Below are 18,977 nucleotides of genomic sequence, written 5' to 3'. Positions count from 1 at the left end.
CGCAGGCCCGGAGCTCAGCCCCGTCTCAGCCCCGTCTCAGCCCTGTCGCGGCATCGCCCGCGCCTGCTGATCTCCCAGCAGCCCCTCGGCAATCCACCAGTCCGGACGCGCCGCGCGCAGTGCCGCTGCTGCCGCCCCCGCCTCTGCCATCGTCGCGAAGAGGCCGAAGCATGTCGCCCCGGACCCCGACATGCGCGCCAGCCTGCATCCCTGCAGTTCGGAGAGCTCCGACAGCACCCTGCCGATCATTGGCTCCAATGCCTTCGCTGCGGGCTCCATGTCGTTGCGCAATCCCGTCAGCCAGCAGATCAGCGCCTCGGCGTCCGCGAACTCCGGCATCACCTCAGGCATCGGGGGATTGTCACGCGAGGTGAGACTACGGAAGATCTGCGGCGTCGATACCGGAACGCGCGGATTGACCAGCACGGCGGGCAACGGCGGCAGGGTCACCGGCTCCAGCCCTTCACCTATGCCGCGCACCCGCACCGGACGCGAGCGCAGGCACATGGGCACATCCGCCCCCAGCGCCAGCAGCGCGGCTTCCGCGCGCGCCAGACCCGCCCCGTCCAGCGCCCCTGCCCCGGCCAAAACGGCGCGGGCGGCGGCGGCGGCATCCGCAGACCCGCCGCCGATCCCGGAGGCCACCGGCAGGGTCTTTTCCAGAACGATCTCGACGCCCTGCCCTTCTCCCACCATGGCAGCTGCGCGCAGCGCGAGGTTGTCGCCATTCGCCGGAAGCCCCTCAGCCTCCGGCCCCTCGAGTCGCAAGCACAGCTCGGGGGCTGGCGCGACGCGCAATGCGTCGCCCACCGGCGCGAAGACGACCAGCGAGTCGAGCAGGTGATACCCGTCGTCGCGCTGGCCGGTGATGTGCAGGGTCAGGTTGATCTTCGCCGGAGCGAAGACATCAGTCCACGTCATTCGCCACCTTCAGCGGCGGCCGACCTTCCTCGGCGAGAACGGCATCGAGTCCCACCGCCAGCTTGCGGCGGATGCGCTCGGGCTCGACATCGTCCGACGCGTCCTCCCAGCCGACGAAGGACAGCGCGCGCTGCCACTGGAAGCGCGCCTCCGTCTTGCGGCCCACCGCCCAGTAGACATCCCCGAGGTGATCGTTGACCACAGGGTCGACCGCCATCAGCTCGGCGGCGCGTTCCATGTGGCCCACCGCCTCGTCGTAGCGGCCCAGCCGGTAGAGCGCCCAGCCAAGGCTGTCGACGATGTAGCCGCTCTGCGGTTCTGCCTCGACCGCGCGCTCGATCATCGCAAGCGCTTCATCGAGGTTCACATGATGCTCGACCATGGAATAGCCGAGGTAGTTCAGCACCTGCGGCTGGTTCGGCACGAATTCCAGCGCAGCGCGGAAATCCTGTTCGGCGGCTTCCCAGTCGCCGTCGCGCTCCTTGCAGATGCCGCGCGCGTAATAGAGGAACCATTGCGCCGGGTCGGGCTCGGCGAATGTCGCCAGAGCGTTGTCGTAAGCCGCGATGGCCTCGTCGTAGCGCTCGAGCTGGCGCATCAGATCACCCAGCGCCGACTGCACCGCCGGCAGGTTGCCATGCGTGTCGGCCAGTTGTTCCAGCACCTCGACCGCCGCATCGAGCTTACCTTCGGCGCGGAGGGCGTCGGACCGGCCCAGCTCGGCCACGTGGAAGGCGGCATCATCGCGCGGCACGCGGCGATAGGTTGCCGCCGCCAGCTCGTATTGACCCATCTTCTCCAGCAGCTCGCCCGCCATCAGCAGTGCGCCGACGTGATCGGGGCGCAGGAACTCTGCCACGCGCACGTGCAGCAGCGTGTAGTCTTCGGCCGACTCGTTGGCGAGCGCCCCAGCGATGGTGAAGAACACCTCGGCAATCCCGTCACGCGCCGAGGTGACGATATCAAAGGGCAGCGCCTCACCCGCCGCCAGCTTTTCGCGCAGCGCCGAGATGCCCGGGTCGAGTTGCGGCCCGAAGGCCTCGTCGATCAGCGCCACCGCGTCGTCCTGACGATCGATCTGCGACAGGATCTCGACCCGCGCCAGAACCGCGCTCCGGGTCATCTGCATCGCGTTACCCGCGGGGTCGCCGAAGATCGCCTCGGCCCCTTCGAAATCACCGACCGACGCCAGCGCCATCGCCTTGTGATAGGCCGCAAACCCGGCAAGGCCCCGCTCTTGCCCAACGGCGTCGAAAGAGGCCAGCGCTGCGCTCACGTCGCCGCGACCCAGCTCGACCCATGCCGTCAGCAGGCCGTCGATCAGCGGGCCGGCGGCGCGGTCGTCGTCGACCCGCTTTTGCAGCTCGGAATAGTCCTCATCGTGCGCCAGCACGGCAATCTCGGCGAGCTGCGCGATCCGGCTGTTCTGGCCCAGCGCGGCAAGCCGCGCGGCCAGGGCTTCGGCCCGGACGAAATCCCCAAGCCCGATGTTCGCGAGCGACGCCCGCTCCAGCAGTTCAGCATTCTCGGGGTCATGCTTGACCGCTTCGCCGTAGTAGCGTGCCGCCGCCTTGAAGTCGCCGGTGAAACTGGCCTGCCGCGCGGCCAGATAGTCGCCCGAGAGGCTTTCGGCCGAGGCCGCGCCTGCCGCCATGAGCGCAAGCGCGAGAACCGTGCTGCGAAGTGTCCCCAGTGCCTTGCCCGACATGCCGCCTCCTGTTGATTGGTTGCCGACGAGACTAGACCGCGCCGCCCCCCGGCGCAATCCGCGCCCCGTTCACGCGAAGGCGAGCGCGGAGCCTCGCCGGCTGGGCTGCGCGCGCGACGTATTGCACCTGACTTGACGGCACGAATTAATTTGCAATGCCAATCATTTTTACCTACACGCATCTCATGACCCATTCCTCCTCCCCCCGCGACCGTTTCGGCTTTGCCTTCGTCACCCTTGCCCGGCACTGGCACCGCGTCGTCGACAAGCGCCTGGCCGAGGCCGGGCTGACCGACGCAACCTGGCGCCCGCTGGTGCATCTTGCAGAGGGCGGCGACGGCATCAGCCAGCGCGACCTCGCGGCACGCATTTCGCTCGACACATCGACACTGGTTCGGCTGCTCGACCTGCTCGAGACCCGCGGCCTCGTCGAGCGCCGGATCGACCCATCGGACCGCCGGGCGCGGCTCATCCAGCTGACCGACGAAGGCCGCGCCGAACTTGCCCGCATCCGCGCCATGCTGCTGCAGGCCGAGAGCGAGCTGCTCGCCGATCTTGGCGACAGCGAAGTCACTGCGATGCTCGACGGCTTCACCCGCATCGAAGCGCGGGCCGAAGCGATGCTTGCCGAGGAGGTGGAGGCATGACCGGGGCTTTCCAGAAACTCGGCTTCAACCGGGATCGCCTGATCTTTGCGCTGCGTACGGCCTTTGCTGCCTGTCTCGCACTTGTGATCGCCTGGCTGCTGGGACTGGAACACCCGCAATGGGCGGGGATGACCGTCTGGGCCGCCTCGCAGCCCGTCAGGGGACAGCTTCTGGAAAAGGGCCTCTTCCGCTTTGCCGGAACGGTGATCGGCACGATCGCAGGGATCGGCCTGATCCTTGCCATGCTGGTGCACCCGGCGCTTCTGGTGATCGGGCTGGCGCTCTGGGTCGGGCTCTGCACCGGGTTGGCCAACCTTGCCCGCGGCTTCATCGCCTATGGCACGGTGCTGGCCGGCTATACCGCTGCCATGGTCGCCCTGCTCGACGTGGGCCACCCCGAGAACGTGCTGGCCCTCGGCGCCGACCGGATGGCGACGGTGCTGGTGGGCGTGCTCGCGGCACTGGTGGTCGGCTGGCTCTTTGCCCCCGCCGCCGACGGAAGCGCGCTGCGCGCCCGGATTCGCGGCATTCTTGCCGATCTTTGCGATCAGCTTGCCGCGCCCAGCTCCGATCCCGAGGCCGCCCGCCAGCTGATCTCGGCCCTGGCCAGCGCCGAGGAGGCGCTCGACCCCCACGCCGCAGGCTCGCTGCGCTCGCACCGCGAGACCCGCGCCAGCCGGGCCCTGCTGTCGACCGCCCTGTCGGTGCTGCTCTGGCGGCGCGGACGTGACGCTGCGCCCGTGCCCGACACCGCCGGACTGGCCCTGAAAGAGGCCGCACAGTCCCTGCGCGCCGGGGACAGTGCCGCCGCACTGACCGCGCTCCAACGCGCCGCCGCACTTCCCGACCTGCGCGAGCCGCTGTCGCCGCTGGTTGCCGCGCTGGCCCGCTGGCGTGCGCCCGAAAACCGCTCGGTCCCGACCGCCGAAGAAATGTTGCCCGTGGTGCTGCACCGCGACTGGATCGGTGCGCGCGAGGCGGCGATCCGCGCCACCGGAGCGCTGCTGCTCTTCGGCGCGCTCTGGCAGATCACCGGCTTTGCCGCCGGGGCTTTCCTGCTGCTCGGCATGTCGATCATGATCTCGATCTTCACCACCTTCGAGAACCCGATTGCCATGCTGCCATTCGTCTTCCTCGGCCAGTTCCTCGGCGCGAGCATGGCGCTGGCGATCCGCTGGCTGATCTGGCCTCATGCCGGGGCCGAATGGCAGCTGGTGGCAATGGTGTTGCCCTTCATCTTGCTCGGCGGCCTGCTGAGCGGGCATGACAGAGGCATGAAGGTCGCCTTCGACTACAACATGGTGATGCTGCTCCTGCTGCACCCGGCGCTGCCGCTGACCGGAACGTTCGGCACCTCGGTGATGATGGGGCTCGCGGTGGTCGCCGCACCATTGGCTGCGCTGGCCGCCTACCGCACGATCTACCCGCCGACCCTGCGCCGCAAACAGGTGACCCTGGCGAAGATGATGCTGCACGACGTGGCGGCGCTGGCGGGCGATGCGCAGGCCTTGCGGCACCGCGCGGTCTGGCGCGCCCGGCTCTATCACCGGATGCTGCGCCTGTTCCGGCTGACCGAACGCTCGGCGCGCGCGCAGCGCGATGCGCTCGACAGCGGGCTGGCGCTGCTCGACCTCGGGCACGCGACGATGCGGGCCCACGAGATCCTCGCGGCGCCGGAAACGCCCGCTGCCGAGCGTCGGGCACTGAAGGCGGCGCTGGCCCGGCTCGAGCGCATTGGCGAAACCCCGGGGCGTGCCGAGGGTGCGCTCAGCCGGCTCGCCCGACGCGCCGTCGGCCCCGATGCAGACATCTTCCGCCACGCAGCACGCAGCGCGGCCTCGCTGGCAGGCTGACCCGCCTCAGAGACGCCGCAGCCAGCGGTGCGCGAGCGCCATCTTCTCGCGCACCGGCTGGGTCAGCACGAAGGGATAGAGGTCGGGCAGGTCCAATGCCCGGTTCACGTGGTTCACCGCGATCGACAGGTGGACCGCCCGGGTGATCAGCGCCTCGGTGTCCGCTTCGAGATAGGGATCGTAACCCTCGCCCGGAATCTCCTGCAGCCGCAGCCCGCTCGCCACGCCGCTGTCGAGCAGCGACACGAGGTGCTGCAGGTGGGCCAGCGTCTCGGCCCAATCCTCGTGCGGGTGGGCGGTGGCATAGGTGGTGATATAGGTCTCGCCCGGCTCCATCGGGGTGTTGTAGTGGCGCTGCAATGCCTCGCCGTAATCGGCGCGCTCGTCGCCGAAGAGGGACCGGAAATCATCGAGGAAGCCCGGCACTTCCGCCAGCCGCAGGAAAAGGAAGTGCGCCATCTCGTGCCGCATGTGCCCGAGCATGGTACGGTAGAGCTCTCCGAACTGCTCCTGCCGCTCGGCCAGCACAGCGTCGCTCGCCTCGGTGACATTGATCGTGATCACCCCATCGGCATGCCCCATGATCACGTCGGCCTCGCCGTGAAGTGTCTCCTCCGAGAGCATGCGGAACACCGGCCGCGCCCCTGTGTCGATCGAGGTGAACCAGCCCCAGCGCCCCAGCTCGGCCAGCATGCGGCGCTTGGCCGACTCGCTCTCTTCCCACAGCGGCAGGTTCTGATCCGCACGCAGGTCGGGCACCGTTTCGGTCATCGCACAGGAGCGGCAGAGCCCGCCCTGTTCGGCCACCCAGTTACAGCCGATGTCGTCGCGGTTGGCACAATAGGCAGCACCGGCAACCATGGTTTGCGCATCGGGATCGAAGCTGACCTCCTGCCCGCAGGTGCAGGCAAGGTTGTGGAAATAGACCGGGCTGGAGCAGGCAGGACAGCGAAAGATTTGCATCGGGGATTCCTCGGGTGCGGGACTCGGGTCGGTAACGGCGCGGGGCGCGGTTGGTTCCCCGCGACATTGAAGCGCCACCCGACGGCGCATGGGAAGCTGATTGCGCGACGGGCTGATGACAGGCAGCCCGTCGCCGATCGGCGCTTCTGATGGCGAGACCGTTTGGGCACGGCCGGAAACGCCCTCGCCCGGCGGCCCGGTGAATCACCCTTGCGAAATCCCCCGCGGACACGTATATGCCCCTTCAACAGCGGCGCGTCGGTCCTGCACCGAAGCTCCACCGGGAAACATCGACGGGCCGCGAGCCCGTATTTTTGTTTCCGAAGGAGTCGGAAGAATGACCGACCTCATCGCCAAATCATCGCTGGACAAGCGCCTCGCCGAGATCGTCGGCCCGGTCATCGAGGACATGGGATTCGAGCTCGTGCGCATCCGCCTCATGGGCGGCAAGACGGCGACCCTGCAGATCATGGCCGAGCGCCCCGAAGGCGGCATCGAAGTCGATGAATGTGCCGATATATCGACCGCGGTTTCCGCCGTGCTCGACGTCGAGGATCCCATCATCGACGCCTACACGCTCGAGGTATCCTCGCCCGGCATCGACCGCCCGCTTACTCGCCTCAAGGACTTCGAGACCTTCGAGGGCTACGAGGTGAAGATCGAGACCGCCGAGATGATCGACGGCCGCAAGCGCTGGCGCGGCGTGGTCGCCGGGGTCGAGGGCGACGAAGTGCTGCTCAACATCGAGAACGGCGACGAAGAGCAGACCATCGGATTGCAGTTCGACTGGCTGTCGGACGCCAAGCTGGTGCTCACCGACGATCTGATCCGCGACATGCTCCGCGCCCGCAAGGCGCAGGAAGTGGACGAAACCAAATTCGACGACATCGAGGCCGACGACGCGGCCGCTCAGGAGGACTAAGACCATGGCAATCACCTCTGCCAACCAGCTCGAGCTTCTGCAGACCGCCGAAGCCGTCGCCCGCGAGAAAATGATCGACCCCTCGCTGGTGATCGAAGCGATGGAAGAGAGCCTCGCCCGCGCCGCCAAGAGCCGCTACGGCTCGGAGATGGACATCCGCGTGAAGATCGACCGCAAGACCGGTCGCGCCAGCTTCACCCGCGTGCGCACCGTGGTCGAGGATGATCTCCTCGAGAACTACCAGGCCGAGATGACCGTCCAGCAGGCCAAGCAATACATGGCCGACCCCAAGGTGGGCGACACCTATGTCGAGGAAGTCCCGCCGGTGGACCTCGGCCGTATTGCCGCGCAGAGCGCCAAGCAGGTGATCCTGCAAAAGGTGCGCGAAGCCGAGCGCGACCGCCAGTACGAAGAGTTCAAGGACCGTCAGGGCACGATCATCAACGGTCAGGTCAAGCGCGAGGAATACGGCAACGTCATCGTCGACGTCGGCCGTGGCGAAGCCATCCTGCGCCGCAACGAGAAGATCGGCCGCGAAAGCTATCGTCCCGGCGACCGCATCCGCTGCTACGTCAAGGACGTGCGCCGCGAGGCCCGCGGCCCGCAGATCTTCCTGTCGCGGACCGCGCCGGAATTCATGGCCGAGCTCTTCAAGATGGAAGTGCCGGAAATCTACGATGGCATCATCGAGATCAAGGCCGTGGCCCGTGACCCCGGCTCGCGCGCCAAGATCGGCGTCATCTCCTATGACGGCTCGATCGACCCCGTGGGCGCCTGCGTCGGTATGCGCGGTAGCCGCGTGCAGGCCGTCGTGAACGAACTGCAGGGCGAGAAGATCGACATCATCCCGTGGAACGAGGACATGCCGACCTTCCTCGTCAACGCGCTGCAGCCGGCCGAAGTGTCGAAGGTGGTCCTCGACGAGGATGCCGAGCGCATCGAGGTCGTCGTCCCCGACGAGCAGCTGTCGCTGGCCATCGGCCGCCGCGGCCAGAACGTGCGTCTCGCCTCGCAGCTGACCGGTCTCGACATCGACATCATGACCGAGGAAGAAGAGAGCAAGCGCCGCCAGGCCGAGTTCGAAGTTCGTACCAAGCTGTTCATGGACACGCTGGACGTTGACGAGTTCTTTGCCCAGCTGCTGGTTGCCGAAGGCTTCAGCAACCTCGAGGAAGTCGCCTACGTCGAGCTCGACGAGCTGCTGGTCATCGATGGCGTCGACGAAGGCACCGCCGAGGAACTGCAGACCCGCGCCCGCGAATTCCTCGAAGAGCAGGCCCGCAAGGCGCTCGAGAAGGCCCGCGAGCTGGGTGTCGAGGACAGCCTTGTTGAATTCGAGGGCCTCACTCCCCAGATGGTAGAGGCACTGGCCGAAGACGGCATCAAGTCGCTCGAAGACTTCGCGACCTGCGCCGACTGGGAACTGGCCGGTGGCTGGACCACGGTCGACGGACAGCGCCAGAAGGACGATGGTCTGCTCGAGAAATTCGGCGTCGACCTCGACGAGGCGCAGAACCTGATCATGACCGCCCGCGTTATGCTGGGCTGGGTCGACCCCGAGGAACTGGTTGCCAGCGCGGCAGAGGGCGACGAGCTCGATGCCGAGGATGGCGAGTCGGACGAGGCGGAGGCCTGAACCCCAGATGAGTCGCGGAGGTCAGGAAAAGGACAGGGCTGACGGCCCCGAGCGGCGCTGCATCGCCACCGGCGATGTGGAGCCCAAGGGCGGTCTGATCCGTTTCGTGGTCGGGCCTGAGGGCCAGGTCGTTCCCGACCTCGCGGGCAAGCTGCCCGGTCGGGGCATCTGGGTGTCGGCCGACCGTAAGGCCCTGGAAAAGGCGGCGGGCAAGGGTCTCTTTGCCCGCGCGGCCAAGGCCCCGGTGACGGTGCCCGAGGGGCTGCCCGATCTCTTGGAGGGCATGCTCGCCCGCCGGGTTGTCGAGCTGATCAGCCTCGCCCGCAAGGGCGGCGGCGCCGTCTCGGGCTACGAGAAGGTGAAGGACTGGCTCTCGAAAGAGGAAGCCCGCGTCCTGATCCAGGCCGAGGACGGATCGGCCCGCGGGAAGACGAAATTGAGTACTCCCTACGGGGGGAACTACATCGGCTGGCTCACCGCAGACGAACTGGGGCTGGCCTTCGGACGTGAAAAGGTGATACATGCCGCGCTTGGCGCTGGTGGACTCACCAAACGTGTTGTAGAGGAGGCCCAACGTTTGAAGGGCCTGCGCGTCGCATCGGCAGACGCGAAAGCGGCAGCAGGGGCTGCCGCGGGCGGCAAGGGCCGCCGGAAAGGATAAGAGAATCTTAATGAGCGATAACGACGGCAAGAAGACTTTGGGTTTGCGCGGCGGGTCCCACTCGGGGAACGTGAAGCAGAGCTTCAGCCACGGCCGCACAAAAAACGTCGTGGTGGAAACCAAGCGCAAACGCGTCGTGGTCCCGAAAACGGGCGCCGCTGGCGGTGCAAAGGGTTCGGGCGGCGGATCGCATGGCGGATCGGGCAAGCGCCCGGCGGGCATCTCCGACTCGGAGATGGAACGCCGGCTGCGCGCGCTGCAGGCCGCCAAGGCGCGCGAAGCCGAAGAGACTGCTCAGCGCGAGGCCGAGGAAAAGGCCCGCGCCGAGGAGCGTGAGCGCCTGCGCGCCGAAAAGGAACAGAAAGAGCGCGAGCAGCGCGAGGCCGAAGAGCGTGCCAAGGCGAAAGCCGAGGAAGAGGCACGCAAGGCCCGCGAAGCTGCCGAGGCGGCGGAAGCTGCCAAGAAGGCGGAAGCCGCGCCCAAGAAGGCTGCAGCAGCAGCCGGCAACGATGCGGCAGCAGGTCCGGCACGCGCCGGTGGCGCCCCCGCTTCGGCCAAGCCCGCGGCTCAGCCGCAGCGCAAGGCAGAGCGCGAGCGCGAAGAGCGCGGTCGTTCGGCCCGTGGCCGCGACGACGGTGCACGCCGCTCCGGCAAGCTGACGCTGAACCAGGCTCTGGGCGGCGAAGGCGGTCGGCAGAAGTCCATGGCCGCGATGAAGCGCAAGCAGGAGCGTGCGCGTCAGAAGGCGATGGGCGGCAGCCAGCAGCGTGAGAAGGTCGTGCGCGACGTTCAGCTTCCCGAGGCGATCACCGTCGCTGAGCTGGCGAACCGCATGGCGGAACGCGTGGCCGATGTCGTGAAGTCGCTGATGCAGAGCGGCATCATGGCGACGCAGAACCAGACCATCGACGCCGACACCGCGGAACTCATCATCGAGGAATTCGGCCACCGCGTGACCCGCGTGTCCGATGCCGACGTCGAGGATGTGATCAAGGTCGCCGAAGACGCTCCCGAGGATCTGCAGGGCCGCCCGCCGGTCATCACGATCATGGGCCACGTCGACCACGGCAAGACCTCGCTGCTCGACGCGATCCGCAATGCCAACGTGACCTCCGGCGAAGCCGGCGGCATCACGCAGCACATCGGCGCCTATCAGGTGACCACCGACAGCGGCGCGGTCCTGTCGTTCCTCGACACCCCCGGCCACGCGGCCTTCACCTCGATGCGCTCGCGTGGTGCACAGGTGACGGACATCGTGGTTCTGGTGGTTGCCGCGGACGATGCGGTCATGCCGCAGACCGTCGAGGCCATCAGCCACGCGAAGGCCGCCGGCGTGCCGATGATCGTCGCGATCAACAAGTGCGACAAGCCGGACGCGAACCCGACCAAGGTCCGCACCGACCTGCTGCAGCACGAGATCGTCGTCGAAGAGATGTCGGGTGACGTGCAGGACGTCGAGGTGTCGGCCAAGACCGGCAAGGGCCTCGACGAGCTGCTCGAAGCCATCGCTCTTCAGGCCGAGATTCTCGAGCTCAAGGCCAACCCGAACCGCGCCGCACTTGGTGCCGTGATCGAAGCGCAGCTCGACGTGGGCCGCGGCCCGGTCGCGACCGTGCTCGTTCAGAACGGCACGCTGAGGCAGGGCGATATCTTCGTCGTGGGCGAGCAGTACGGCAAGGTCCGTGCGCTGATCAACGACAAGGGTGAGCGCGTGCAGGAAGCCGGCCCGTCGGTGCCCGTCGAGGTGCTGGGTCTCAATGGCACGCCCGAGGCAGGCGACGTTCTCAACGTCACCGAGACCGAGGCGCAGGCCCGCGAGATCGCCGAGTACCGTGCACAGGTCTCGAAGGACAAGCGCGCCGCAGCCGGTGCCGCGACGACCCTCGAGCAGCTGATGCAGAAGGCCAAGGACGACGAGAGCGTCTCGGAACTGCCCGTTATCGTGAAAGCGGACGTGCAGGGCTCGACCGAAGCGATCGTTCAGGCTCTCGAGAAGGTCGGCAACGACGAGGTGCGCGTGCGCGTCATCCACTCCGGTGTGGGCGCGATCACCGAGACCGACATCGGCCTTGCCGAAGCCTCGGGCTGCCCGGTCATCGGCTTCAACGTTCGTGCCAACGCTCCGGCCCGCAATGCGGCCAACCAGAAGGGCGTGGAGATCCGGTACTACTCGGTGATCTACGACCTCGTGGACGATGTGAAAGCGGCGGCTTCCGGCCTGCTGTCGAACGAAATCCGCGAGAACTTCATCGGCTACGCGAACATCAAGGAAGTCTTCAAGGTTTCCAACGTCGGCAAGGTCGCCGGCTGTCTGGTCACCGAGGGCGTCGCTCGCCGCTCCGCAGGCGTCCGCCTGCTGCGCGACAACGTGGTGATCCACGAAGGCACGCTGAAGACCCTCAAGCGTTTCAAGGACGAGGTTGCCGAAGTGCAGTCCGGTCAGGAATGCGGCATGGCCTTCGAGAACTACGACGACATTCGGCCCAACGATGTCATCGAGATCTTCGAGCGCGAGGAAGTCGAGCGCTCGCTCTGATCTCCCCTGCCCTTTCCGGGCATCCGACATGCAAAGAGCCGGCGACATATGTCGCCGGCTCTTTCTTTTGAACAGAGACGCTTTCGGTCGCGAGGTTCGGGGAATTCCATTGGCCGCGCACAAATTTTCCGGCGCGCCATCCCACTCCAAGCTCAGGACAAAAAAATACGGGCCGCCTTTTCAGGCGACCCGTATGTCGTTGACTTCTGTGGGCGTCAATTCAGACCGGGCGCCCGGTGAAGATCTGCTGCCCGACGCGCACCATGATGCGTCCATCGGGAAGAGTCTTCTCAAGAAAGCCCTGGACCGAAATGCAGCTACCCATGATGATGGTTCGCAACATGTTGTGTCCTCAACTAAAACTCTATGCGCAAAGTATTACCGCAAGGTCAGCAACAAAACTACATAAATCTTGCACATTTCTGTTTCAATTATAGGCAATCTTGCATGTTTTTTCGCTGATTTTGTGATCAGACTATCCGAAAGGATAAAAAACCCTTGATCACAGCAAATCCCTGAGAATCGGAATCAGAGGAACGTCTGCAGGGGGCATCGGGTAGTTTGTCAGGTCACGCGCACGGGCCCATTTCAGTACCTGGCCTTCGCGCGCCTGCGGCACGCCCTGCCATTTACGGCAGGCAAAGAGCGGCATCAGCAGATGGAAATCGTCATAGGCGTGCGAGGCGAAGGTCAGCGGCGCAAGGCAGCTGTCCCAGGTCTCGATCCCCAGCTCCTCGTGCAGTTCGCGGATGAGCGCCGCCTCGGGGGTTTCGCCCGCCTCGACCTTGCCGCCCGGGAATTCCCAGAGACCGGCCATGGATTTGCCCTCGGGGCGCTGAGCCAGCAGCACGCGGCCCTCCACGTCGATCAGGGCAACGGCGGAGACGAGGACGATCTTCTTCATGGGGCGCTTCCGTCAGATGTGAAAACGCGAGGGGAAAACCCCTCGCGCTCTACGGGATATGTGCCTCTCGACCGAGAGGCAACCGCTCAGGAGCGGTAATCGGCGTTGATAGAGATGTAGCCGTGGGTCAGGTCGCAGGTCCAGACGGTGGATGTGCCCTGCCCGAGACCGAGATCGACCGAGATGGTGATCTCGGGCTCTTTCATCAGCCGCGCCCCATCTTCCTCGCGGTAGTCCGGCGAGCGCCAGCCCTTCTCGGCGACGAGGACATCGCCGAAGCGAATGGTCAACAGGTCGCGATCCGCCGCGGCACCGGACTTGCCGATCGCCATGACGATGCGGCCCCAGTTCGGGTCCTCGCCGGCGATGGCGGTCTTGACCAGCGGCGAGTTGGCGATCGCCATGGCGTGGGTACGGGCATCCGCGTCCGAGGCCGCGCCGGTCACCGTGACGGTGACGAACTTGGTCGCCCCCTCACCGTCCCTCACCACCTGATGCGCGAGATCGAGGAACACGCCCTCGAGCGCCTCGGCAAAGGCGCTGTCGGCCTCGGTCACCGCGACGCCCGAGGCGCCGGTGGCGCCCATGAGCAGCGTGTCCGAGGTCGAGGTGTCGCTGTCGACGGTGATGCAGTTGAAGCTGCGGTCGTTGATCTGGCTGACCAGCGTCTGCAGCAGCGGCTGCGGCACCTTCGCGTCGGTGAAGATGTAGACCAGCATCGTCGCCATGTCGGGCGCGATCATGCCCGAGCCCTTGGCGATCCCGGCGATCTTCACCGGCCCGCCCGGCAGGTCGACCGTGACGGTCGAGCCCTTGGGGAAGGTGTCGGTGGTCATGATCGCCTTGGCCGCGCCGGCAATGCCGGTCGCATCGAGAGAAGCCACCAGCTCATCCACCTTGGCGGTGATGCGCTCGTGCGGCAGCGGCTCGCCGATCACCCCCGTCGAGGACGAAAAGACGCGCGCCTCGGGCAGGCCGGTCGCCGCCGCCACCGCCGAAGTCACCGCGCGGGTGGACTCGATGCCGTTGCGGCCGGTGAAGGCGTTGGAGTTGCCCGAGTTCACGATGATCGCGACGCCCTCGTCCGAGGCGCCGCCGATCTTGGCCTGGCAGTCGAGCACCGGGGCCGACCGCGTGGCAGAGCGGGTGAAGACCCCCGCCATGGTGCTGCCCGCGTCGAGCAGGGCGAGCATGACGTCGGTGCGTCCCGCGTAGCGCACCCCCGCCGCGACGGAGGCGAAACGCACCCCGTCGATCACCGGCAGGTCGGGAAAGGCCGCAGGGGCCAGCGGGGAAACGGCGAGGGTCTTGGCCACTCAGTCCTCCAGCAGCTGGAAGTTGGAGAGAACGGAGGGATCGACATCCCCCGATGCTTTGCGGGTGATCTCGGCGCCGGATTCAGCCTCGTCCATGTAGGCGGCCACGGCCTCCTGCTGCACCTGCTGCGCCAGCTGATCGCGCACTTCGTCGAGCTTCGGCGCTTCCTTGGCGCGGGTCTCGTTGAGCTTGATCACATGCCAGCCGAACTGGGTCTGCACCGGCGTCTCGGAGATCGCGCCTGCCTCCATGGTCTCGACCGCCGCCTGGAACGGCTCGACCATCATGCCGGCACTGAACCAGCCCAGCTCGCCGCCGTTGGGGCCGGACGGGCCGGTCGACTTCTCTTTCGCAACTTCCGCGAAGTCAGCGCCGCCGTTCAGCTCTTCGATGATTGCCTTGGCCTCGTCCTCGCTCTCCACGAGGATGTGCGAGGCATTGTACTCCTGGCCTTGCTCGGCATCGGCGAACTGCGCGTCATAGGCGGCCTGCAGCGCCTCGTCGGTCACAGCGGCATCGGCCACGGCCGACACGGTCTCGGCGGCCAGCAGCGTGCGGCGTTCGGTCTTCAGCGACAGGTCCACGCGCTTGGTCTCGACGGCCTTCTCGTCCTGCGCCAGCACTTCTTGCTGCACCAGCTGGTCGAGGATGCCGTCCCAGAGGACGTCGTCGCCAAGCTGCTGGTACTGTTCGGGCAGGCTGGCGCGCACGACAAGCATCTCGCCGAGGGTGATGTCCGTGCCGTTCACCGTGGCCACGACGGTATCGGCGCTCAGCTCCTCGGTCTGCTCCGCAGCCTGATCCTGGGCGTGAAGGGGCAGCGCAAGGGTCAGGGCGAGCGCGGCCGCCCCCAGTGTGGTGAGGGTTTTGGGCATCTAGGCGTCCTTCCAGTTGGCCGCCCGCCACCGGGCGGCGTTGACACTTACCGGCCTGCCGCTTACATCGCCAAAAGGCTCTGCAAGGCCGGTCGTTCCCCTGTGTCATATGGGTTGAGTGCGAGGCGGGCAAGCGGATGCCTCACGCAGAACACGACTTTGTCAGACAGCACAGGCAGGCCAAATGCTCGGAATGGGAAAACTCGCGCGGAAGGTGTTCGGCACCCCGAACGACCGCAAGATCAAGGCCACCCGACCGCTGATCGCTCAGATTAACGCGCTGGAACCCGAGTACGAGGCTCTGGACGACGCCGCCCTGATCGCCAAGACCGAGGAGTTCCGCAAGCGCTTTGCCGACGGCGAAAGCCTCGATGCGCTCCTCCCGGAAGCGTTCGCCAACTGCCGCGAGGCCGCCAAGCGCGCCCTCGGCCTGCGCGCCTTTGACGTGCAGCTGATGGGCGGTGTCTTCCTGCACCAGGGTAACATCTCCGAGATGAAGACCGGCGAAGGCAAGACGCTGGTCGCCACCTTCCCGTCCTACCTCAACGCCCTTTCGGGCAAGAGCGTGCACGTGGTCACGGTGAACGACTACCTCGCCCGCCGCGACGCCGAGTGGATGTCGAAAGTTTTTGCCGCGCTCGGCATGACCACCGGCGTGGTCTACCCGCAGCAGCCCGAGGCCGAGAAAAAGCAGGCCTACGCCTGCGACATCACCTACGCCACCAACAACGAGCTGGGCTTCGACTACCTGCGCGACAACATGAAGTCCGAGCTGGACCAGATGATGCAGCGCGGCCACGGCTTCGCGGTGGTCGACGAGGTGGACTCGATCCTCATCGACGAGGCGCGCACGCCGCTGATCATCTCCGGCCCGTCGCAGGACCGCTCGGACCTCTATGTCGCGATCGACCGGCTGATCCCCGAGCTGCCGGAAGATGCCTACACGCTCGACGAAAAGAGCCGTAACGTCACCTTCACCGACGAGGGCAACGAGGCGCTCGAAGAGATGCTGAACCGCCGCGGCATCCTCCCCGAAGGCCAGACGCTCTACGACCCGGAAAGCACGACCATCGTGCACCACGTGAACCAGGGCCTACGCGCGCACAAGCTCTACACCAAGGACAAGGACTATATCGTCCGCGACGGCAACGTCGTGCTGATCGACGAGTTCACTGGCCGCATGATGGCCGGCCGCCGCCTGTCGGATGGCCTGCACCAGGCGATCGAGGCCAAGGAGGGCTGCCAGATCCAGCCCGAGAACGTCACCCTCGCCAGCGTGACCTTCCAGAACTACTTCCGCCTCTATGACAAGCTGGGCGGGATGACCGGCACGGCGCTGACCGAAGCCGAGGAATTTGCCGAGATCTACAAGCTGGGCGTGGTCGAAGTGCCGACCAACCGCCCGATCGCGCGGATCGACGACGACGACAAGGTCTACCGCACGACCGGGGAAAAGTACGCGGCGATCACCGAGGAAATCCGGAAAGCCCACGAAAAGGGGCAGCCGGTGCTTGTCGGCACCACCTCGATCGAGAAATCTGAACTGCTGTCGCAGCTGCTCACCCAGGCCGGCCTCAAGCACAATGTGCTCAACGCCCGCCAGCACGAGCAGGAAGCGCAGATCGTCGCCGACGCCGGCAAGCTTGGCGCGATCACCATCGCAACCAACATGGCCGGCCGCGGCACCGACATCAAACTCGGCGGCAACTTCGAATTCCTCGTGATGGAGGCCATCGCCGCCGACCCCGAGGCCGATCCCGAAGACATCCGCGCCCGCATCGAGACCGAGCACGCCAAGGCCGAGGCCGAGGTGAAGGAGGCCGGCGGTCTCTTCGTTCTGGCCACCGAACGCCACGAGAGCCGCCGCATCGACAACCAGCTGCGCGGTCGTTCCGGCCGTCAGGGTGACCCGGGGCGCAGTTCGTTCTACCTGTCGCTCGAAGATGACCTGATGCGCATCTTCGGCTCGGAACGGCTCGACAAGGTGTTGACCAAGCTCGGCATGAAAGAAGGCGAGGCGATCATCCACCCCTGGGTGAACAAGTCGCTGGAGCGCGCGCAGGCGAAGGTCGAGGGCCGCAACTTCGACATCCGCAAGCAGCTGCTGAAGTTCGATGACGTGATGAACGACCAGCGCAAGGTGATCTTTGCCCAGCGTCTGGAAATCATGGAAGCCAAGGACCTGTCCGAGATCGTCGAGGACATGCGTCACGAGGTGATCGACGAGCTGGTCGAGACCCATGCTCCTGCCAAGGCCTACGCCGACCAGTGGGACATGCATGGCCTCTACGCCGCCTGCATCGAGAAGCTGGGCATCGACCTGCCGGTGATCGCCTGGGGCGAGGAGGAGGGTGTCGACGCCGAGACCATCCGCGAGCGCATCGAGGAGGCCACCGACAAGCAGATGGCCGAGAAGGCCGAAGCCTTCGGCCCCGACAGCATGCGCCAGATCGAGAAGCAGGTGCTGCTGCAGACCATCGACACCAAGTGGCGCGAGCACCTGCTGACGCTCGAACACCTGCGCTCGGTGGTCGGCTTCCGCGGCTATGCGCAACGCGACCCGCTCAACGAGTACAAGACCGAGGCCTTCCAGCTCTTCGAGTCGATGCTGGAGTCGCTGCGCGAGCGCGTCACCGAGCAGCTCGGGCGGGTCCGCCCGATGACCGAGGAAGAGCAGCAGCAGATGCTGCAGCAGATGGCGGCGCAGCAGGCCCAGCAGCAGAAGCTCGCCGAGCAGGCCAAGGCCGTCGGCCCGAGCGAGAACGTCGCCGTGCCGGAATCGCACGAGCCGCTGGTCGATGGCTTCGACGAAAACGACCCCGCGACCTGGGGCAACCCCAGCCGCAACGACCCCTGCCCCTGCGGCTCGGGCAAGAAGTTCAAGCACTGCCACGGCAGCCTCGCCTGAGCCGGCGGCTGACTTTTCGAACTGACTTTCCGGGGCGGGTCCGGGGCACAAATGCCCCGGGCCCGCCCTTTTGACTCCACCCGGTCGCCGCAACCATGCCTCTTTTCCGGGGCAGATTGTTTCCCGTACGAGTTCTAGTGTCGGGGACTACCATGGGACGGATGAAGACCTACAGGCTGGCCGTTGTGACCCTCTGTGCCGCCGTCAGCATCGGCTTTGCCATGCAGCAGCACGACGCCCGCGGCAAGCGCGCCAGTGTCATGCAGCTGGCGCAGATCGAGGACACCTCCTCGGCCGCGTTGCCCAGTCTCCCCTCCGATCGCGCGGCAGAGGCGCGCCTGCCCGCGCCGCAGCATCAGCTCGCCGCCGCGGTGGCGGAGCCACAGATCGCTCCCGCCGTGCTGCCCGAGGAAAGCGAGGCCCGCCCCACCGATTGTGCCGTCACCATGGAAGCCCGAACCGGTGCCGGGGCAATGGTCACGCTGTCGCTTGAAGCCCCCTGCTTCGCCTCCGAGCGCGTGACACTCCACCACAACGGCCTGATGTTCACCGAGGTCACCCAGCCCGACGGTACGCTCCGCGTCGAGGTGCCCGCGCTGGCCGAGCAGGCGCTGTTCATCGCCTCCTTCGCCAACGGCGCGGGTGCGACCGCCATGGCCGAGGTTCCCGCGCTGCCCTTCTACGACCGCGTGGCACTACAATGGCGCGGCAAGAGCGGGCTCGCCCTGCACGCGAACGAATTCGGCGCGGCGGGCGACGAGGCGGGCCATGTCTGGGCCGCCTCCGCTGGCGATCTGGCCCGCACGGCCCGCGGAGAGGGCGGATTCCTGACCCGTCTCGGCGATGCCGAGAGCCCGGAGGCCCGCATGGCCGAGGTCTACACCTTCCCCGCCGCAGCGGCGAAGAAGGCTGGCGCCGTCTCGCTGACCATCGAGGCCGAGATCACGGAGGCGAACTGCGGCCAGGAGATCGAGGCACAGACGCTGGAGCACCGGCTGGGCAGCAATCTGCGCGCCCGCGATCTCACGCTCACCATGCCCGATTGCGCCGCCTCCGGTGACTTTCTGGTGTTGAAAAACCTGCTCGAAGACCTGAAGATCGCCGCCAACTAGAACGAGCGGTCAAG

The 18,977-nt window shown here is 66.6% G+C and carries 15 protein-coding genes; 8 read left to right on the top strand and 7 right to left on the bottom strand.

Annotation, left to right across the window (positions count from 1 at the left end):
- Positions 1-36 precede the first annotated feature (36 nt).
- Positions 37-921 carry a 4-(cytidine 5'-diphospho)-2-C-methyl-D-erythritol kinase gene (locus BM397_RS10285; RefSeq protein ID WP_092423596.1) on the bottom strand — a complete coding sequence of 295 codons (885 nt, stop codon included), beginning with the start codon at positions 919-921 and terminating at the stop codon, positions 37-39.
- Positions 908-2,629, bottom strand: a complete 1,722-nt coding sequence (locus BM397_RS10280; protein WP_092423594.1) for a tetratricopeptide repeat protein — start codon at positions 2,627-2,629, stop codon at positions 908-910. Before BM397_RS10280 ends, BM397_RS10285 begins: the two co-directional genes overlap by 14 nt.
- Before the next feature lie 155 nt (positions 2,630-2,784).
- On the opposite strand from BM397_RS10280, the gene BM397_RS10275 reads away from it, so the two are divergent.
- Complete coding sequence (locus tag BM397_RS10275) at positions 2,785-3,276, top strand: MarR family winged helix-turn-helix transcriptional regulator (RefSeq protein ID WP_245696041.1); 492 nt, start codon at positions 2,785-2,787, stop codon at positions 3,274-3,276.
- Complete coding sequence (locus tag BM397_RS10270) at positions 3,273-5,129, top strand: FUSC family protein (protein ID WP_092423592.1); 1,857 nt, start codon at positions 3,273-3,275, stop codon at positions 5,127-5,129. The genes BM397_RS10275 and BM397_RS10270 overlap by 4 nt, the downstream gene beginning before the upstream one ends.
- A 6-nt stretch (positions 5,130-5,135) precedes the next feature.
- Here the strand turns inward: BM397_RS10270 and BM397_RS10265 are convergent, their stop codons facing one another.
- Positions 5,136-6,092 (bottom strand): zinc-binding metallopeptidase family protein, encoded by a 957-nt coding sequence (locus BM397_RS10265; RefSeq protein ID WP_092423590.1) that lies wholly within the window; start codon positions 6,090-6,092, stop codon positions 5,136-5,138.
- A gap of 337 nt (positions 6,093-6,429) precedes the next feature.
- On the opposite strand from BM397_RS10265, the gene rimP reads away from it, so the two are divergent.
- The 4 genes from rimP to infB are packed head-to-tail and all read left to right on the top strand — an operon-like array spanning position 6,430 to position 11,847.
- Positions 6,430-7,014: a ribosome maturation factor RimP gene (gene rimP, locus BM397_RS10260; RefSeq protein WP_092423588.1), complete on the top strand. Its 585-nt coding sequence runs from the start codon at positions 6,430-6,432 to the stop codon at positions 7,012-7,014.
- Between the two features lie 4 nt (positions 7,015-7,018).
- The gene (gene nusA / locus BM397_RS10255; RefSeq protein WP_092423586.1) at positions 7,019-8,650 is read left to right on the top strand and encodes a transcription termination factor NusA; all 1,632 of its coding nucleotides are present in this window, start codon (positions 7,019-7,021) and stop codon (positions 8,648-8,650) included.
- Between the two features lie 7 nt (positions 8,651-8,657).
- The gene (locus BM397_RS10250; RefSeq protein WP_092423583.1) at positions 8,658-9,311 is read left to right on the top strand and encodes an RNA-binding protein; all 654 of its coding nucleotides are present in this window, start codon (positions 8,658-8,660) and stop codon (positions 9,309-9,311) included.
- Positions 9,312-9,321: 10 nt separating this feature from the next.
- On the top strand, positions 9,322-11,847 hold the full coding sequence (gene infB, locus BM397_RS10245; RefSeq protein ID WP_092423581.1) for a translation initiation factor IF-2: 2,526 nt from the start codon (positions 9,322-9,324) through the stop codon (positions 11,845-11,847).
- A 220-nt stretch (positions 11,848-12,067) separates the two neighbouring features.
- Here the strand turns inward: infB and BM397_RS29685 are convergent, their stop codons facing one another.
- The 4 genes from BM397_RS29685 to BM397_RS10225 form a co-directional block, all read right to left on the bottom strand.
- Positions 12,068-12,190: a hypothetical protein gene (locus BM397_RS29685; protein WP_092423579.1), complete on the bottom strand. Its 123-nt coding sequence runs from the start codon at positions 12,188-12,190 to the stop codon at positions 12,068-12,070.
- A 159-nt stretch (positions 12,191-12,349) separates the two neighbouring features.
- Positions 12,350-12,751, bottom strand: a complete 402-nt coding sequence (mutT, locus tag BM397_RS10235; RefSeq protein WP_092423577.1) for an 8-oxo-dGTP diphosphatase MutT — start codon at positions 12,749-12,751, stop codon at positions 12,350-12,352.
- 86 nt (positions 12,752-12,837) lie between these two features.
- Complete coding sequence (argJ, locus tag BM397_RS10230) at positions 12,838-14,067, bottom strand: bifunctional glutamate N-acetyltransferase/amino-acid acetyltransferase ArgJ (RefSeq protein WP_092423575.1); 1,230 nt, start codon at positions 14,065-14,067, stop codon at positions 12,838-12,840.
- Positions 14,068-14,943: a peptidylprolyl isomerase gene (locus BM397_RS10225; protein WP_092423573.1), complete on the bottom strand. Its 876-nt coding sequence runs from the start codon at positions 14,941-14,943 to the stop codon at positions 14,068-14,070.
- A gap of 184 nt (positions 14,944-15,127) precedes the next feature.
- Between BM397_RS10225 and secA the strand changes: the two genes are divergently transcribed.
- Both secA and BM397_RS10215 read left to right on the top strand, forming a co-directional pair.
- Positions 15,128-17,851: a preprotein translocase subunit SecA gene (secA, locus tag BM397_RS10220; protein ID WP_092423571.1), complete on the top strand. Its 2,724-nt coding sequence runs from the start codon at positions 15,128-15,130 to the stop codon at positions 17,849-17,851.
- 152 nt (positions 17,852-18,003) lie between these two features.
- A complete protein-coding gene (locus tag BM397_RS10215; RefSeq protein WP_092423569.1) occupies positions 18,004-18,963 on the top strand; it encodes a translocase in 960 nt (319 codons plus the stop codon).
- Positions 18,964-18,977: the final 14 nt, after the last annotated feature.

The sequence above is a fragment of the Alloyangia pacifica genome (genome assembly GCF_900116195.1).
GTDB classification, from domain to species: domain Bacteria; phylum Pseudomonadota; class Alphaproteobacteria; order Rhodobacterales; family Rhodobacteraceae; genus Salipiger; species Salipiger pacificus.
The sequence above is the reverse complement of the archived record's forward strand: the minus strand, read 5'-3'. Positions and strand labels throughout refer to the sequence as shown.

Coding starts and splice junctions, on each gene's coding strand:
- rimP (WP_092423588.1), top strand. CDS start 6,430: ATGACCGACCTCATCGCCAAATCATCGCTGGACAAGCGCCTCGCCGAG.
- BM397_RS10250 (WP_092423583.1), top strand. CDS start 8,658: ATGAGTCGCGGAGGTCAGGAAAAGGACAGGGCTGACGGCCCCGAGCGG.
- mutT (WP_092423577.1), bottom strand. CDS start 12,751: ATGAAGAAGATCGTCCTCGTCTCCGCCGTTGCCCTGATCGACGTGGAG.
- nusA (WP_092423586.1), top strand. CDS start 7,019: ATGGCAATCACCTCTGCCAACCAGCTCGAGCTTCTGCAGACCGCCGAA.
- BM397_RS10280 (WP_092423594.1), bottom strand. CDS start 2,629: ATGTCGGGCAAGGCACTGGGGACACTTCGCAGCACGGTTCTCGCGCTT.
- secA (WP_092423571.1), top strand. CDS start 15,128: ATGCTCGGAATGGGAAAACTCGCGCGGAAGGTGTTCGGCACCCCGAAC.
- BM397_RS10270 (WP_092423592.1), top strand. CDS start 3,273: ATGACCGGGGCTTTCCAGAAACTCGGCTTCAACCGGGATCGCCTGATC.
- BM397_RS10215 (WP_092423569.1), top strand. CDS start 18,004: ATGGGACGGATGAAGACCTACAGGCTGGCCGTTGTGACCCTCTGTGCC.
- BM397_RS10275 (WP_245696041.1), top strand. CDS start 2,785: ATGCCAATCATTTTTACCTACACGCATCTCATGACCCATTCCTCCTCC.
- BM397_RS10265 (WP_092423590.1), bottom strand. CDS start 6,092: ATGCAAATCTTTCGCTGTCCTGCCTGCTCCAGCCCGGTCTATTTCCAC.
- BM397_RS10285 (WP_092423596.1), bottom strand. CDS start 921: ATGACGTGGACTGATGTCTTCGCTCCGGCGAAGATCAACCTGACCCTG.
- BM397_RS29685 (WP_092423579.1), bottom strand. CDS start 12,190: ATGTTGCGAACCATCATCATGGGTAGCTGCATTTCGGTCCAGGGCTTT.
- infB (WP_092423581.1), top strand. CDS start 9,322: ATGAGCGATAACGACGGCAAGAAGACTTTGGGTTTGCGCGGCGGGTCC.
- BM397_RS10225 (WP_092423573.1), bottom strand. CDS start 14,943: ATGCCCAAAACCCTCACCACACTGGGGGCGGCCGCGCTCGCCCTGACC.